Annotated in this window: 14 protein-coding genes and 1 other RNA gene; 7 read left to right on the forward strand and 8 right to left on the reverse strand. The window is 65.2% G+C overall.

Annotated elements, in window-relative coordinates; translation table 11 throughout:
* Nucleotides 1–97: 97 nt before the first annotated feature.
* A complete protein-coding gene (gene fmt, locus HZZ13_RS13400; protein ID WP_197960045.1) occupies nucleotides 98–1021 on the reverse strand; it encodes a methionyl-tRNA formyltransferase in 924 nt (307 codons plus the stop codon).
* 201 nt (nucleotides 1022–1222) lie between these two features.
* On the reverse strand, nucleotides 1223–1750 hold the full coding sequence (def, locus tag HZZ13_RS13405; RefSeq protein WP_197960046.1) for a peptide deformylase: 528 nt from the start codon (nucleotides 1748–1750) through the stop codon (nucleotides 1223–1225).
* 170 nt (nucleotides 1751–1920) lie between these two features.
* Between def and HZZ13_RS13410 the strand changes: the two genes are divergently transcribed.
* Nucleotides 1921–3120, forward strand: a complete 1200-nt coding sequence (locus HZZ13_RS13410; RefSeq protein WP_197960047.1) for a DNA recombination protein RmuC — start codon at nucleotides 1921–1923, stop codon at nucleotides 3118–3120.
* Between the two features lie 177 nt (nucleotides 3121–3297).
* Nucleotides 3298–4662, forward strand: coding sequence for an AmpG family muropeptide MFS transporter (locus HZZ13_RS13415; RefSeq protein ID WP_197960048.1), 1365 nt, complete (start codon nucleotides 3298–3300; stop codon nucleotides 4660–4662).
* A gap of 40 nt (nucleotides 4663–4702) precedes the next feature.
* Here the strand turns inward: HZZ13_RS13415 and HZZ13_RS13420 are convergent, their stop codons facing one another.
* The 6 genes from HZZ13_RS13420 to ffs all read right to left on the reverse strand — a co-directional run bounded on the left by HZZ13_RS13420 (nucleotide 4703) and on the right by ffs (nucleotide 8675).
* A complete protein-coding gene (locus HZZ13_RS13420) occupies nucleotides 4703–5077 on the reverse strand; it encodes a hypothetical protein (RefSeq protein ID WP_197960049.1) in 375 nt (124 codons plus the stop codon).
* A 96-nt stretch (nucleotides 5078–5173) separates the two neighbouring features.
* Nucleotides 5174–5608: a hypothetical protein gene (locus HZZ13_RS13425; RefSeq protein ID WP_197960050.1), complete on the reverse strand. Its 435-nt coding sequence runs from the start codon at nucleotides 5606–5608 to the stop codon at nucleotides 5174–5176.
* Between the two features lie 90 nt (nucleotides 5609–5698).
* A complete protein-coding gene (gene recR / locus HZZ13_RS13430) occupies nucleotides 5699–6301 on the reverse strand; it encodes a recombination mediator RecR (protein ID WP_197960051.1) in 603 nt (200 codons plus the stop codon).
* Nucleotide 6302: 1 nt separating this feature from the next.
* The gene (locus tag HZZ13_RS13435) at nucleotides 6303–6623 is read right to left on the reverse strand and encodes a YbaB/EbfC family nucleoid-associated protein (protein WP_128930882.1); all 321 of its coding nucleotides are present in this window, start codon (nucleotides 6621–6623) and stop codon (nucleotides 6303–6305) included.
* A gap of 27 nt (nucleotides 6624–6650) precedes the next feature.
* Nucleotides 6651–8483, reverse strand: a complete 1833-nt coding sequence (locus HZZ13_RS13440) for a DNA polymerase III subunit gamma/tau (protein WP_197960052.1) — start codon at nucleotides 8481–8483, stop codon at nucleotides 6651–6653.
* A 95-nt stretch (nucleotides 8484–8578) separates the two neighbouring features.
* An RNA gene (ffs, locus tag HZZ13_RS13445) (signal recognition particle sRNA small type) lies at nucleotides 8579–8675 on the reverse strand.
* Nucleotides 8676–8859: 184 nt separating this feature from the next.
* On the opposite strand from ffs, the gene HZZ13_RS13450 reads away from it, so the two are divergent.
* From HZZ13_RS13450 to HZZ13_RS13470, 5 genes are all read left to right on the forward strand, one after another.
* A complete protein-coding gene (locus HZZ13_RS13450; protein WP_197960053.1) occupies nucleotides 8860–9705 on the forward strand; it encodes a transporter substrate-binding domain-containing protein in 846 nt (281 codons plus the stop codon).
* A 144-nt stretch (nucleotides 9706–9849) separates the two neighbouring features.
* Nucleotides 9850–10512: an amino acid ABC transporter permease gene (locus tag HZZ13_RS13455; RefSeq protein WP_197960054.1), complete on the forward strand. Its 663-nt coding sequence runs from the start codon at nucleotides 9850–9852 to the stop codon at nucleotides 10510–10512.
* Nucleotides 10509–11303 carry an amino acid ABC transporter ATP-binding protein gene (locus HZZ13_RS13460; protein ID WP_197960055.1) on the forward strand — a complete coding sequence of 265 codons (795 nt, stop codon included), beginning with the start codon at nucleotides 10509–10511 and terminating at the stop codon, nucleotides 11301–11303. Before HZZ13_RS13455 ends, HZZ13_RS13460 begins: the two co-directional genes overlap by 4 nt.
* Nucleotides 11303–12058: an SDR family NAD(P)-dependent oxidoreductase gene (locus tag HZZ13_RS13465; protein WP_197960056.1), complete on the forward strand. Its 756-nt coding sequence runs from the start codon at nucleotides 11303–11305 to the stop codon at nucleotides 12056–12058. Before HZZ13_RS13460 ends, HZZ13_RS13465 begins: the two co-directional genes overlap by 1 nt.
* Complete coding sequence (locus HZZ13_RS13470; protein ID WP_197960057.1) at nucleotides 12055–13182, forward strand: muconate cycloisomerase family protein; 1128 nt, start codon at nucleotides 12055–12057, stop codon at nucleotides 13180–13182. The genes HZZ13_RS13465 and HZZ13_RS13470 overlap by 4 nt, the downstream gene beginning before the upstream one ends.
* Nucleotides 13183–13343 lie beyond the last annotated feature (161 nt).

A 13343-nucleotide genomic window follows, 5' to 3' on the forward strand; every position in this document is an offset into this window, starting at 1 on the left:
TCGACGTCATTGCCGGGCTTGACCCGGCAATCCATCGCCGAGGAAAGAGTCTTGTTAGAAGATGGATACGCGGGTCAAGCCCGCGTATGACGAAGTGTCAGGTGAACTTGGATCCCGACTTCAACGGCACGCCGCGCAGGAAGTCCGCGGCCTGCATGCGGGCCTTGCCCTCGCGCTGCAGCTCGATGATGCGGATGGCGCCGTCGCCGCAGGCGACCGTGAGGAGATCGTCGAGCACCGCGCCGGGCTCGCCCGAGCCATTCGCCAATTCGCAGCGCAGGATTTTGACGCGCGCATCACCAAGTTCGGCCCAGGCGCCGGGAAACGGCGAGAGGCCATGGATGTGGCGCAGCACCGCGCGCGCGGGCTTGGTCCAGTCGATCCGCGCCTCGGCCTTCTCGATCTTTGCGGCGTAGGTGACACCGTCCTCGCTCTGCTTCTTGAGCTGGAGCCCGCCGCGTTCGAGCGCGGCCATCGCGCGAACCATCAGGTCGGCCCCGAGCCGCGAGAGGCGATCGTGCAGGTCCTGCGCGGTCATGCTGTCTGATATCGCGATGCGCTCGACCATGGCGACGTCGCCGGTATCGAGCCCGACATCCATCTTCATCACCATCACGCCGCTTTCGGCATCGCCGGCCATGATGGCGCGGTTGATCGGCGCAGCGCCGCGCCAGCGCGGCAGCAGCGAAGCGTGCAGATTGTAGCAGCCGAGTCTTGGCGCATCGAGGATCGCCTGCGGCAGGATCATGCCATAGGCGACGACGACGGCCGCGTCCGCCTCAAAGGCGCGGAACTCCGCCAGCGCCTCCGGCGTCTTCGGCGTTTTCGGCGTCAGCACGGGAATGCCGAGCTTTCGCGCGGCCTCCTCGACCGGGGTCGGCTGCAATTGCAGGCCGCGCCGCCCGCCCGGCTTCGGCGCGCGGGTGTAGACGGCCGCGATGTCGTGACCATGCGCGACCAGCTCGAGCAGCGTCGGCACGGAGAAATCGGGCGTGCCCATGAAGATCAGGCGGAGGGGCATGACAAGGACTCAGGTACGTTCCCTCCCCCCTTGTGGTGGAGGGCTAGGGAGGGGGGTGCCACACGACGCGCTCTCGCGGCTCAAGCGCGAATTAATGCTTCGCCCAATTAAACCATTTGCTGGGCTACCCCCTCCCCTACCCTCCCCCACAAGGGGGGAGGGAGCGGAGCGGAGCGTGCCGCGACACCAAGCGCTTGCAATTCACTCCGCCGCGCGCTTGGCGGCTTTCTCGAACTTCTTCATGACGCGGTCGCGCTTGAGCTTCGACAGATAGTCGACGAACAGGATGCCGTTGAGATGGTCGATCTCGTGCTGAATGCAGGTGGCGTAGAGGCCTTCGGCGTCCTCCTCGTGCACCTTGCCGTCGAGATCGGTGAAGCGCACGCGCACCTTCGCAGGCCGCTCGACCTCCTCGTAATATTCGGGGATCGAGAGGCAGCCTTCCTCGTACACCGACAGTTCCTCGGACGAGGCGATGATTTCAGGGTTGATAAAGACGCGTGGCTCGTGCTTGGTCTCGCCGCTCTCATCGCGCTTGGCGAGGTCCATGGTGATCAGACGCAAGGGCTGCGCGACCTGGATCGCGGCCAGCCCAATGCCGGGCGCGTCGTACATGGTCTCGAACATGTCGTCGGCAAGCTTGCGGATCTCCGATGTGACCTTCTCGATCGGCTTGGAGACCAGGCGCAGCTGCTTGTCGGGCAGGATGATAATTTCTCTTAAGGCCATGGCCGCGATTTAAGCCGCGCGCCGGATGCGGTCAATGCGGCCCGGAACCCGTTAACCCCTCGCTAACCATAAAACTTCGCCTCTCGTTAACCATAAAGATTAGGGGGCGATTAGCCGTCGTCGTTCGCTATTCGTTCGCCGTGGCGGCCGAATCGGCTAGAACGGCTGGCATGAACGAGATCATTGTCATGCTGGGCGACTGGCCGGTGCGCACGATCGATGCGCTGATCGGCTTCGGTGCGCTCGTCCTCATCCTGCTGGTTGTGATTGCGGTGGTGATCGCGCGCGCGGGGCGGCGTGGTGCGGAACTCGCGATGGCGCACGCGATCCGGGCCGACGAGCTCGAGGAGCGCCTCGCGCAAGTGCTACGTGCCCAGAGCGAGGCGTCTGGGCGGGTCGACGCCATGACCCAGGCGCTCGCCGGCCGCCAAGCCGAGATGGCGCGGGCGGTCAACGAGCGGCTGGATTCGGTGACGCATCGGGTCGGCCAGTCCATGGAACATTCGACCCGAAACACCATGGAGAGCCTGCGCGCGCTGCATGAACGGCTCGGCATCATCGACAACGCGCACAAGAACCTCACCGACCTCACCACGCAGGTGACCACCCTGCGCGACGTGCTCGCCAACAAGCAGTCGCGCGGCGCCTTCGGCCAGGCGCGGATGGAGGCGATCGTCCAGGACGGTCTGCCCAAGGGTTCCTACGAGTTCCAGTTCACGCTCTCGACCGGAAAACGGCCGGACTGCGTCGTGTTCCTGCCGGACCAGCGCCCGCTCTGCATCGACGCGAAGTTTCCGCTGGAGGCCATGACAGCGCTGCACGACGCCCGCACCGACGAGGAGCGGCGCGTTGCCACGCAGCGGCTCCGCGGCGACGTGATGAAGCATGTCAGCGACATCGCGGAAAAATATCTCGTCGCCGGCGAGACTCAGGAGATGGCGCTGATGTTCGTGCCGTCGGAATCGGTCTATGCCGAGATCCATGACGGCTTCGATGACGTGATCCAGAAGGCCTATCGCGCCCGCGTCGTGCTGGTGTCGCCCTCGCTGCTGATGCTGGCGATCCAGGTGATGCAGCAGATCATGAAGGACGCGCGCATGCGCGATGCGGCCGACCAGATCCGCACCGAGGTGATCAAGCTCGGCGACGACCTGGGGCGCCTGCGCGACCGCGTGCTCAAGCTGCAGAAGCACTTTGCCGACGTGAACGAGGACGTCCGCCAGGTGCTGATCTCCGCCGACAAGATCGAGAAGCGCGCCGGGCGCATCGAGGAACTCGATTTCAGCAAGAGCGATGCGGTGGAGGGACCGCGGCTGGTGGCTGCGGGGGCGGCAGAGCTGTTTCCAAGGAAGCTCCAGGCGGGGGAGTGATGCCTTCACCTCTCCCCGCTTGCGGGGAGAGGTCGGATCGCTCTTGCGATCCGGGTGAGGGGGTACAGGTCCATCGTCGACCTCCTGTGTGGAGAGTGGCCCCTCACCCGCCCTCTCCCCGTAAGAACGGGGAGAGGGAGACGAGGCATCTCCCCCAGAATCTGCTAACACCGCCCCATGACCGCACCCGACGCGACCTCCCCTGCCGTGACCGCCGCACCCGCCACCTGCTGGCGCGAGAGCCTTGCCGTCTACCTGCAGCCGCGGGTGCTGATCGTGCTGTTTCTCGGCTTCTCCTCCGGCCTGCCGCTGGCGCTGTCGGGATCGACGCTGCTGGTGTGGATGCGCGAGGCCGGGGTCGATCTCAAGACCATCGGGCTGTTCGCGCTGGTCGGCACGCCCTACACGCTGAAATTCCTGTGGGCGCCGCTGGTGGATGCGATGCATGTGCCGCTGTTCACCCGCGCCTTCGGCCGGCGGCGCGGCTGGCTTCTGTTCTCGCAAGCCCTCTTGATCGCCGCGATCCTGCTGCTGGCGATGGCCGACCCCGCAAGCTCGCCGTTCTATGTCGCGCTCGGTGCGCTGCTGGTCGCAACCACGTCCTCGACCCAGGACATCGTCGTCGACGCCTTCCGCGTCGAGAGCCTGCCGGAGAGCGAGCAGGCCGCGGGCATGGCCGCTTACGTCGCGGCCTACCGCATCGGCATGCTGGTCTCGACCGCAGGCGCGCTGTTCATCGTCTCGGGCTTCGAGAGCACGGGCATCCCGCGACCATCGGCATGGATGTGGGGCTATGTGGTGATGGCGGCGATGGTGCTGATCGGCACGATCACGGCGCTGGTCGCGACTGAGCCCGAGCAATCGGCGCGGGCCGAGGCGGCGACACAGGCTGACACCGCGTTCGCGCGCGTGCTGCATGCGGCGATCGGCGCCTTCTCGGAATTCCTGTCGCGCAAGGATGCGCTCGCTGCGCTCGCCTTCGTGGTGCTGTTCAAGTTCACCGACGCTTTCTCCGGCACGATGACGGCGCCGTTCGTGATCGATCTCGGCTTCACCCGCAACGACTATGCGGCAATCGTGAAGGGCGTCGGTCTCGCCGCGACGCTGATCGGCGGCTTCGCCGGCGGTTTTGTCGCGCGGCGCTATCCGCTCGCGACGAGCCTGTGGATCGGCGGCGTGGTGCAGGCGCTCGCCAACCTCTCGTTCTCATGGCTCGCCATCGTCGGCACCAATCAATGGGCGCTGGCGCTCGCCATCTGCGCGGAGAACTTCACCAGCGCGATCGGCACCGTGATCTTCGTCGCCTACCTCTCCGCGCTGTGCCAGAACCCGCTGCACACGGCGACCCAATATGCGCTGCTCACCGCACTCGCGGCGGTGGGGCGGACCTATCTGTCATCCGGCGCCGGCTTCGTGGCGGATACGACGGGCTGGGCGCTGTTCTTCGTGATCTGCGTACTGGTGGCGATCCCGAGCCTGATGCTGCTGGCGTATTTGCAGAAGCGCGGGCACTTCGAGGCGTTGGGGCCGGTGCGGGTGTGACGGTCTCGTAGGCGGGCAAAGGCGCAACGCGGATCATGCTTCAGCGCTGCATCTCTTTTCTAATGCGTCCGTTGAGCGCCTCGAAATCAGCAACCAGCCCATCGCAAGCGGTCCTGGATGCCTCGCACAGCACGTTCATCCGGATGACGATTTCGCTTCCTTCCTGCACGACGCGGCGCTGAATGGCCGCCGGATAGGCCGGGTGCCCCGAAGGTGGAAACGACCACAGGCTCAGCGTGGCGCTGTCCTCGATCACCGTCCAGCCGGATCGAACGGACGTCTTCACCCCCGGCTTGGCGCGCAGCGCCTCGAGGGCAGCTGCGGCGGTCGGATAAGACGCAGCGTCCGGCGCGGCCGAGACCGGCCAAGGAGTTGCGCCGGCCACCAGCAGGACCGCAAGGGCGATTTCACGCACAGCTGAGCTCTCCCAGGGTTAGATCGCTTGCACTATGCGCGACACACAACCGGAGATCAAGGAGAGGTGCTCATCGCCGGCCCCGCCAAATCGCCCCTACTGCTTCCTGATGATGCTCCACTTGGTGATGACGGCTTCGCTCATCTGGCCGGGATCGCTGGCGCAGGCGACTTCGTCCACCTTCACTGAGATCTCCTTGCCGACGAAGGATTTCAGCTGCGCGGCCTGCGCGTCGCTGGCGGTGACGAGCTGGAACGTCTCGGGGCCGGTTTCGAGATTGCACAGCCCGTTCGGCGGCGGCAGGCGGCGCGGTTCCGAGGTGATCTGGTAGGTCGCCACGCGCTTGCCATTCTTGGCGTCGCGCACCTTCATCGCGTTGAGCTCGCCGGAGAGCACGTCGCCATTGTTGATCGGCTTGCCGGGCTTGGACGGCGGCGGCGCCTCGTCGGCCTGCTGCGCGGAGATGGCCGGGGTCACCAGCATCAGCATCGTCGCGACCAAAGCGAAGCGTGTGGCGAAAAGTTTCGTCATGTCGTCCGTTCCGTGGAAAGTCTGGATGGGGATTCTTGTTTTGACGCGTTTTCTTCACGCGAACCGGTATCCACTTCGCTCGAAAACGCTCTAGAACAGGGTGCGCTGCCGCATCGCAGCCGATAGCGTACCTTCGTCGAGATAATCAAGCTCGCCGCCGACGGGAACCCCATGGGCGAGCCGCGTCACCTTCACATTGGCGTCCTGAAGCAGGTCAGTGATGTAATGCGCGGTGGTTTGGCCGTCCACCGTCGCATTCAGGGCCAAGATGATCTCGTGCACCTGCGAATCATGGGCGCGCGCGACGAGCGCGTCGATGGTGAGGTCCTGCGGGCCGACGCCGTCGAGCGGCGACAATGTCGCGCCGAGCACATGATAACGCCCCTGGGTGGCATTGGCGCGCTCCAGCGCCCAGAGGTCGGCGACGTCGGCGACGACGACGATGATGGCGGGATCGCGTTTCGGATCGGTGCAGACGGTGCAGGGATTTTGCGTGTCGATGTTGCCGCAGGTCTTGCACACCTCGACCTTGTCGAGTGCGACCTGGAGGGCCGACGACAACGGCATCATCAGCGCTTCGCGCTTCTTGATCAGGTGCAGCGCCGCGCGCCGCGCCGAGCGCGGGCCGAGGCCGGGCAGCCGCGCCAGCAGCTGGACCAGCCGCTCGATCTCAGGACCTGCAACGGCACCCATCTTACTGGCCGAACAACCCCGGCGGCAGGCCGAGCCCGCCGGTGAGGGCCTGCATCTTCTCCTGCATGGCGGTCTCGGCCTTGCGGCGCGCATCACCGAAGGCGGTGACGAGCAGGTCTTCCAGCACCTCGCGCTCCTCCGCCTTCATCAGCGACGGATCGATCTTGATGCCCTTGACGTCCATCTTCGCAGTCATGCGCACGGCGACGAGGCCGCCGCCGGAGATGCCTTCGACCTCGACGTTGGCGAGCTGGTCCTGCATCTCCTGCATCTTGGATTGCAGCTGCGCCGCCTGCTTCATCATGCCGAGAAAATCAGCCATCGGTGCGTGTCCTTGGAAAAGATTGGCTCAGAGATCGTCGCCGTCGGAACTATCAAGCGGATCGTCGGTGCCATAGTCGACGTTAATATTGGTTTCCGGCGTCTCGGGGGCAAGCCTGCGGACCTCGACGACCTTGGCGCCGGGAAAACGCGACAGCACCTCCTGCACGCGCGGATCGGCTTCCGCGGTACGGGCATGCTCCTGCTTGGCGGCCTGGTTCACCGAGCGCAGCGTCGGCTGACCCTGTTCGTTCGAGACGATCACGGTCCAGCGGCGGCCGGTCCACAGCTCGAACTTCTTCGCAAGCTCCGAGATCATGGTCTTGGAGGCATTGGGCTCGAGCGCGACTTCGAGCCGGCCCTCCTCGAAACGAACGAGACGCATGTCGCCTTCGAGCGCGCCCTTGGTCAGGAGGTCGCGCTTCTGGCCGGCGAGCGCGACGAGCTGGGTGAAGCTCGTGATCCGCAGCTGGGGTGCCGCCCCGTGTGGATCCGGCGCGGGCGCCGCCATCTGCGGTCGGGCGCCACCGGCAAACGCTGATGGCGACGCTGTCGGCATCCGCACGGGCGCGGATATCGGCGCTGCGGATGCCATCGGCGCGGCCGGAGCGCTGCTGCGCGCGGCACTGCCGCCGTTCACGACAGGCGAGCCGCCGCCGTTCTGTTCCAGCATTTTGATCGCTTCGTCGGGCGTCGGCAGGTCGGCGACATAGGCGATGCGCACCAGAACCATTTCGGCCGCGGCTGCCGGGCGGGTTGCGGCCTGCACCTCGGCGATGCCCTTGAGCAGCATCTGCCACATCCGCGACAGCACGCGCATCGAGATCTTCGAGGCGAACTCCTTGGCGCGCACCCGCTCGGTTTCGCCATAAGCGACGTTGTCGGCGGTCGCCGGAATGACCTTCACACGGGTGACGAAATTGACGAATTCGGCGAGGTCGGAGAGCACGACGATGGGATCGGCGCCGACATCGTACTGGTCGCGGAACTCCTTGAAGGCGGACGCGATGTCGCCGCGCGCCAGCGACTCGAACAGGTCGATGACGCGGGTGCGGTCGGCAAGGCCCAGCATCTGCCTGACCGCATCGGCCTTCACGGCTCCGGCCGCATGCGCGATCGCCTGATCGAGCAGCGACAGCGAATCGCGCACCGAGCCCTCCGCGGCGCGGGCGATGATGCCGAGCGCCTCCGGCTCGATCTCGACACTCTCCTTGGCCGCGATGTTGGCGAGGTGCTTCATCAGCACGTCGGCCTCGACGCGGCGCAGGTCGAAGCGCTGGCAGCGCGACAGCACGGTGACCGGAACCTTGCGAATCTCGGTGGTCGCGAACACGAATTTGGCGTGCTCCGGCGGCTCCTCCAGCGTCTTCAGGAAGGCGTTGAACGCCGCCGTCGACAGCATGTGGACTTCGTCGATGATGTAGACCTTGTAGCGCGCGCTGGCCGGGGCATAACGCACGCTGTCATTGATCTGGCGGACGTCGTCGACGCCGGTATGCGAGGCCGCGTCCATCTCCAGCACGTCCATGTGCCGGCTTTCCATGATCGCCTGGCAATGCACGCCCAGGGACGGCATGTGGATGGTCGGCCCCTTCACCGATCCATCCGGCATCTCATAGTTGAGGGCACGGGCGAGAATGCGCGCGGTGGTGGTCTTGCCGACGCCGCGGACGCCGGTGAGAATCCAGGCCTGCGGAATGCGCCCGGTCTCGAACGCATTGGAGACGGTGCGGACCACGGCCTCCTGGCCGATCAGGTCGTCAAATGAGGAGGGACGGTATTTGCGCGCCAGCACCCGGTAGGGCGCGTTGCCGGCCTGGCCGGCGCTATCGGGATTGGGAGGGGCGCCAGCGTCGGTCATCGGTCGATCCGCAATGAAATGTCTCTTGGCCGGCTTTTGCGGAAAGGAGCGCGCTGGCGGCTGGTGCCGCCGGCGCTGGTTCGCTCGAAAAACAGGTAGGAGACTGACGAGCGACCCGATCCGGACCTCGTTAGGGCTGCTTCCTTCCGGACCTGACCCGGTTGGCGAGTGGCTCGTCCACCGCCAATCTCCCGGTCCCTATTTGGGGCCAAAAGGAGCGGAAAGCAAGCGCGTATCGGCTCGAACGGGCTTGGCTTTGCTCAGCATCCGGGCAATTTCGGACCTGCCCAGCCGATAGGCTGTGCTTTCTCTGCTGCCACCACCTTGCTAAGAACCTTCGCGGAACTCCATCCAACCAGAAAAGCGATTGATCCCAATGGTTACACGTCGTGATGTTGCATCGATTGTCGGATTTGGCGCGGTAGCCGCAGCCACGTTGGCAGCCCCGGCCGTGGCCCAAACCGCTGATCCCAGCGAATCGACCTTCGCCCGCATCCGCCGGACCAAGAAGATTCGGATCGGCGCCGTCGGCGGCGGCGCGCCCTACTACATGAAGGATCTTTCCAGCGGCCAGTGGAAGGGCTTCTACATCGACATCGCCAAGGGGCTGGCCGACGACATGGAGGCCGAGCTCGAGATCACCGAGACCACCTGGGGCAATTCGGTGCTCGACCTGCAAGCCAACAAGATCGACATCTTTTTCGGCCTTAACCCGACGCCGAAGCGCGCGCTGGTGATCGATTTCTCGGTGCCGGTCTTCAACAACGCCTTCGCCATCCTCTGCAAGAAGGACTTCAAGCCGAAGAGCTGGGCCGAATTGAACTCGCCCGAGATCAAGATCGCGGTCGACCAGGGCTCCTCGCACGACCAGGTCGTCAGCCGCCTGACGCCGAAGGCCCAGATCACGCGATTGAAGACTGCCGACGATGCCACCGCCGCGCTGCAGACCGGCCGCGTCGACGCGCAGTGCCTGATCACCATGCTGTCGCTGACCGTGCTGAAGAAGAACCCCTCGCTCGGCCAGCTCGTGCTGCCGACGCCAATTTTCGCCACCACCTCGAATGCCGGCTTCCGCCGCGAGGCCGACAAAACGTGGCGCGATTACGTCAACACCTGGATCGATTTCAACAAAGGCCTTGGCTTCATCCGCAACGCTATCATCACGAATATGGAGCTGGTGGGCGTGACGGAAGCGGACATTCCGCCGGGCGTGTCGCTGTAAGCTTCCACTGTTCATTCCGGGGCTCGCGAAGGGCGAACCTGGAATCTCGAGGTTCTCAGGTGCGCCATAGCGCACCAGAGTTCGATGCTTCGCATCGCCCCGGAACGACGGTGCAAAACCGCACCCACGACGAGTAAGACACGCATGTATCAGTGGGACTTCGGCATCCTCTGGAGCTATCGCTGGCTCTTTCTCAACGGGCTCGGCGTCACGGTCGGCTTCACGATCGTCATCGTGGTGTGCGGACTGCTGTTCGGGCTGCTCGGGGCGTTCGGCAGCCTGTCGCGCTTCAGGACGTTGCGCCTCGGTGCCCTCGCCTTCATCGAAGTGTTCCGCTGCACGCCGATCCTGGTGCAGCTGATCTGGTTCTATTACGCGCTGCCGATCCTCGCCGGCGTCGAGATGACGCCGATCACGGCTTCGGCGCTGGCGCTCTCGCTCTATGGCGGCTCGTTCTATTCGGAGATCATCCGCGGCGGCATCGTCTCGATCGACCGCGGCCAGTCCGAGGCCGGCGCCGCGCTCGGCATGACGCCGAGCCAAACCATGCGGCGGATCGTGCTGCCGCAGGCGATCAAGCGCATGATTCCGGCGCTGATGAACCAGTCAATCATCCAGTTCAAGAACACCTCGCTGGTCTCGGTGCTCGCAGTGCCCGACCTCGTCTACCAGAGCCAGGTCGCCGCCCATGATAGCTACCGGCCGCTGGAGACCTACACCGCGGTCGCGGTCGCCTATGCGGCGATCCTGATTCCACTCACCATCATCGTCCGCCGCGGCGAGAAGCAACTAGCGGTGAGCGAATGAGCGAGACGCCGAAAATCGAGATCCGCGGCCTTCGCAAGAGCTTCGGCAGCAACGCGGTCCTCAAGAACATCAATCTCGACGTCGCTAAGGGCGGCGTCGTGGCGCTGATCGGGCCGTCGGGCTCGGGCAAATCGACGCTGCTCCGCTGCATCAATCTCCTGGTCGTGCCCGACGGTGGCAGCGTCCGCGTCGGCGACACGCGTTTTGCGTTCGGCGACGGCTCGAAGCTGCCCGACGTGAAGACCCTGGCCGCGTTCCGCGCCACCACGGGAATGGTGTTTCAGCACTTCAACCTGTTCCCGCACATGACGACGCTGCAGAACGTGATGGAGGGCCCGATCACGGTGCGGCGCATGGCCAAGACAGACGCCGAGACGCTCGCGCGTGCCCAACTCGCAAAAGTGGGGCTGGCGGAGAAGGCCGATCAATATCCGGCGACGCTGTCCGGCGGCCAGAAGCAGCGCGTCGCGATCGCGCGGGCGCTCGCGATGGAGCCTGACGTGATGCTGTTCGACGAAGCAACGTCGGCGCTCGATCCTGAATTGGTCGGCGAGGTCCTGAACGTGATCCAGCAACTCGCGTCCGAGGGCATGACCATGGTGATCGTGACTCACGAGATCGCGTTCGCCCGCGAGGTCGCCGACCGCCTCATTTTCATGCGCGATGGTATCGTGGTCGAGGAAGGTCCGGCGCGGCAGGTGATCGACAATCCGCAGGAGGCCGCGACGCGTACCTTCCTCAGCCATTTCCACCGCAGCGGCGCCTTGCCGCCGGCCAATGCAGTACCATGATGTCCGACATCAATCGCGTCTATCTCGTCACCGGCGCCGCCAGCGGCATCGGCCGCGCCACAGCAAAGCTGCTCGCGGCGCCCGGCATCGGGCTCGTGCTGCACACACGTTCCAACGAGGACGGGCTCAAGGCCACCGCGGCGGAGGCGCAAGCCTGCGGCGCGGCCGTTGCAACGTGCCTCGGCGATCTCGCCAACGAAGCAGCCCTGACGTTGGCATGCGCGACTGCGCATCTCGATTTCGGCCGGCTTGACGGATTGATCCTGATTGGAGGCCACGCCCGCCGCGGCAGCGCGATCGGCACGCCCGCCGATCAATTCATGCAGGCGATGGACGAATCCGCTCTCGCCTTCACTCGTTTCGTCAAGCTTGCGCTTCCGCACCTTCGTGCTGGGCGCGATGCACGGATCGTGGCCGTATCGTCCTTCGTCGCACACGCGATCCGCCCTGAATTTGCGCCCTTCGCGGCGACGGCCGCGAGCCGCGCCGCGCTGGAAGCCTTGGTGCGCCTCACCTCGGTCGAGCTCGCGAGCGAGGGCATCACCGTCAATGCGGTGGCGCCGGGCCTCATCGTCAAGGACAGACCGAGCGAGAGCCGGCTGTCACCCGAGCAGATCGCCGCGACCGAAGCGCTGATCCCGATGCGCCGCCGCGGGCGGCCGGAGGAAGTGGCCGAGATCATCGCCTTCCTGGCATCTCCCAAAGCATCCTACGTCACAGGCCAGATCGGGCACGTCAATGGAGGCCTGACATGACCGAAGCGACCATCGAACGTCTCAGGCTGTTCCTGATCGAGAGCCCGATCAAGATGGCGCGCCTGCAAGGCGTCGGCAATGTCAAGGGCACCGTGAAACGCGTGCTGATCGAGCTGACGTCGAGCGACGGCGTGATCGGCTGGGGCGAGGCGGCGCCGTGGGAAGTGTTTACGGGAACGCCGGAAGCCGCGTTCGCCGCGCTCGACATCTATCTGCGCCCGATCGTAACCGGCAAACCCGTACGCCGGATTCGTGCGTTGATGGCCGAGCTCGACCGTGCGCTGGTCGGCCATGCCGAAGCAAAAGTCGCCATCGAGATGGCGCTGCTCGACATCGTCGGCAAATCGTCGGGGCTCTCGGTCGCCGACCTGCTCGGCGGCCGCGTGCGCGACACCATCCCCCTTTCCTTCTCGATCGCCGATCCGGATTTTTCCGCCGATCTCGAGCGCATGCGGAAAATGGTTCCGGACGGCAATATCATCTACAAGGTCAAGACCGGCGTAAAGCCGCACCGCGAGGACCTCGATCATCTCGCAGCAATCCGCAAAGAATTCGGCGACAAAGTCGACCTGCGCGTCGATTACAACCAGGCGCTGGCACCGTTCGGCGCCATCAAGATCCTGCGCGATGTCGAGGAATTCGCGCCGACCTTCATCGAGCAGCCGGTGCCACGCAAATATCTCGACGTCATGGCGCAGCTCACCGCGGCATTGGAAACGCCGGTGCTGGCCGACGAAAGCTGTTTCGATCGCCGCGACATGATGGAGGTGGTGCGGTGCGAAGCGGCCGACGCCGTCTCGATCAAGCTGATGAAGGCCGGCGGCCTGTTCGAGGCGCAGGCGATCATGGCGATCGCCGACATCGCGGGCCTGCCCGGCTATGGCGGCACGCTGTGGGAGGGCGGCATTGGCCTTGCCGCCGGCACGCAGCTGATCGCCGCGACATCAGGCATCTCGCTCGGCTGCGAATTCTACATGCCGCACCACGTGCTCACCGAGGACGTGCTGGAGGAGCGTGTCGCCAACCGCGCGGGTCATGTCGTCGTGCCCGACGGCCCCGGCCTCGGCATTCGCGTCAGCGAAGCCTCGGTCCGCGCCAATGCAAGGGTGATCGCGGAGGCGTAGGTTGTGTCGATCTAAGCGACGGCGATGCCACAAACTCGGCCGTCGTCCCGGGCAAGCGTCAGCGCAGACCCGGGACCCATAATCACAGGGTTGAGTTGCGGCGCAAGCCGGCAACCCCGAGTCTTCGTCAAACCACTCCCTGTGGTTATGGGTCCCGGATC

This window comes from Bradyrhizobium agreste (assembly GCF_016031625.1).
Lineage (GTDB): Bacteria > Pseudomonadota > Alphaproteobacteria > Rhizobiales > Xanthobacteraceae > Bradyrhizobium > Bradyrhizobium agreste.

Coding starts and splice junctions, on each gene's coding strand:
- HZZ13_RS13455 (WP_197960054.1), top strand. CDS start 9,850: ATGTATCAGTGGGACTTCGGCATCCTCTGGAGCTATCGCTGGCTCTTT.
- HZZ13_RS13435 (WP_128930882.1), bottom strand. CDS start 6,623: ATGGCTGATTTTCTCGGCATGATGAAGCAGGCGGCGCAGCTGCAATCC.
- recR (WP_197960051.1), bottom strand. CDS start 6,301: ATGGGTGCCGTTGCAGGTCCTGAGATCGAGCGGCTGGTCCAGCTGCTG.
- HZZ13_RS13450 (WP_197960053.1), top strand. CDS start 8,860: ATGGTTACACGTCGTGATGTTGCATCGATTGTCGGATTTGGCGCGGTA.
- HZZ13_RS13465 (WP_197960056.1), top strand. CDS start 11,303: ATGTCCGACATCAATCGCGTCTATCTCGTCACCGGCGCCGCCAGCGGC.
- HZZ13_RS13460 (WP_197960055.1), top strand. CDS start 10,509: ATGAGCGAGACGCCGAAAATCGAGATCCGCGGCCTTCGCAAGAGCTTC.
- HZZ13_RS13415 (WP_197960048.1), top strand. CDS start 3,298: ATGACCGCACCCGACGCGACCTCCCCTGCCGTGACCGCCGCACCCGCC.
- HZZ13_RS13440 (WP_197960052.1), bottom strand. CDS start 8,483: ATGACCGACGCTGGCGCCCCTCCCAATCCCGATAGCGCCGGCCAGGCC.
- HZZ13_RS13470 (WP_197960057.1), top strand. CDS start 12,055: ATGACCGAAGCGACCATCGAACGTCTCAGGCTGTTCCTGATCGAGAGC.
- HZZ13_RS13425 (WP_197960050.1), bottom strand. CDS start 5,608: ATGACGAAACTTTTCGCCACACGCTTCGCTTTGGTCGCGACGATGCTG.
- def (WP_197960046.1), bottom strand. CDS start 1,750: ATGGCCTTAAGAGAAATTATCATCCTGCCCGACAAGCAGCTGCGCCTG.
- fmt (WP_197960045.1), bottom strand. CDS start 1,021: ATGCCCCTCCGCCTGATCTTCATGGGCACGCCCGATTTCTCCGTGCCG.
- HZZ13_RS13410 (WP_197960047.1), top strand. CDS start 1,921: ATGAACGAGATCATTGTCATGCTGGGCGACTGGCCGGTGCGCACGATC.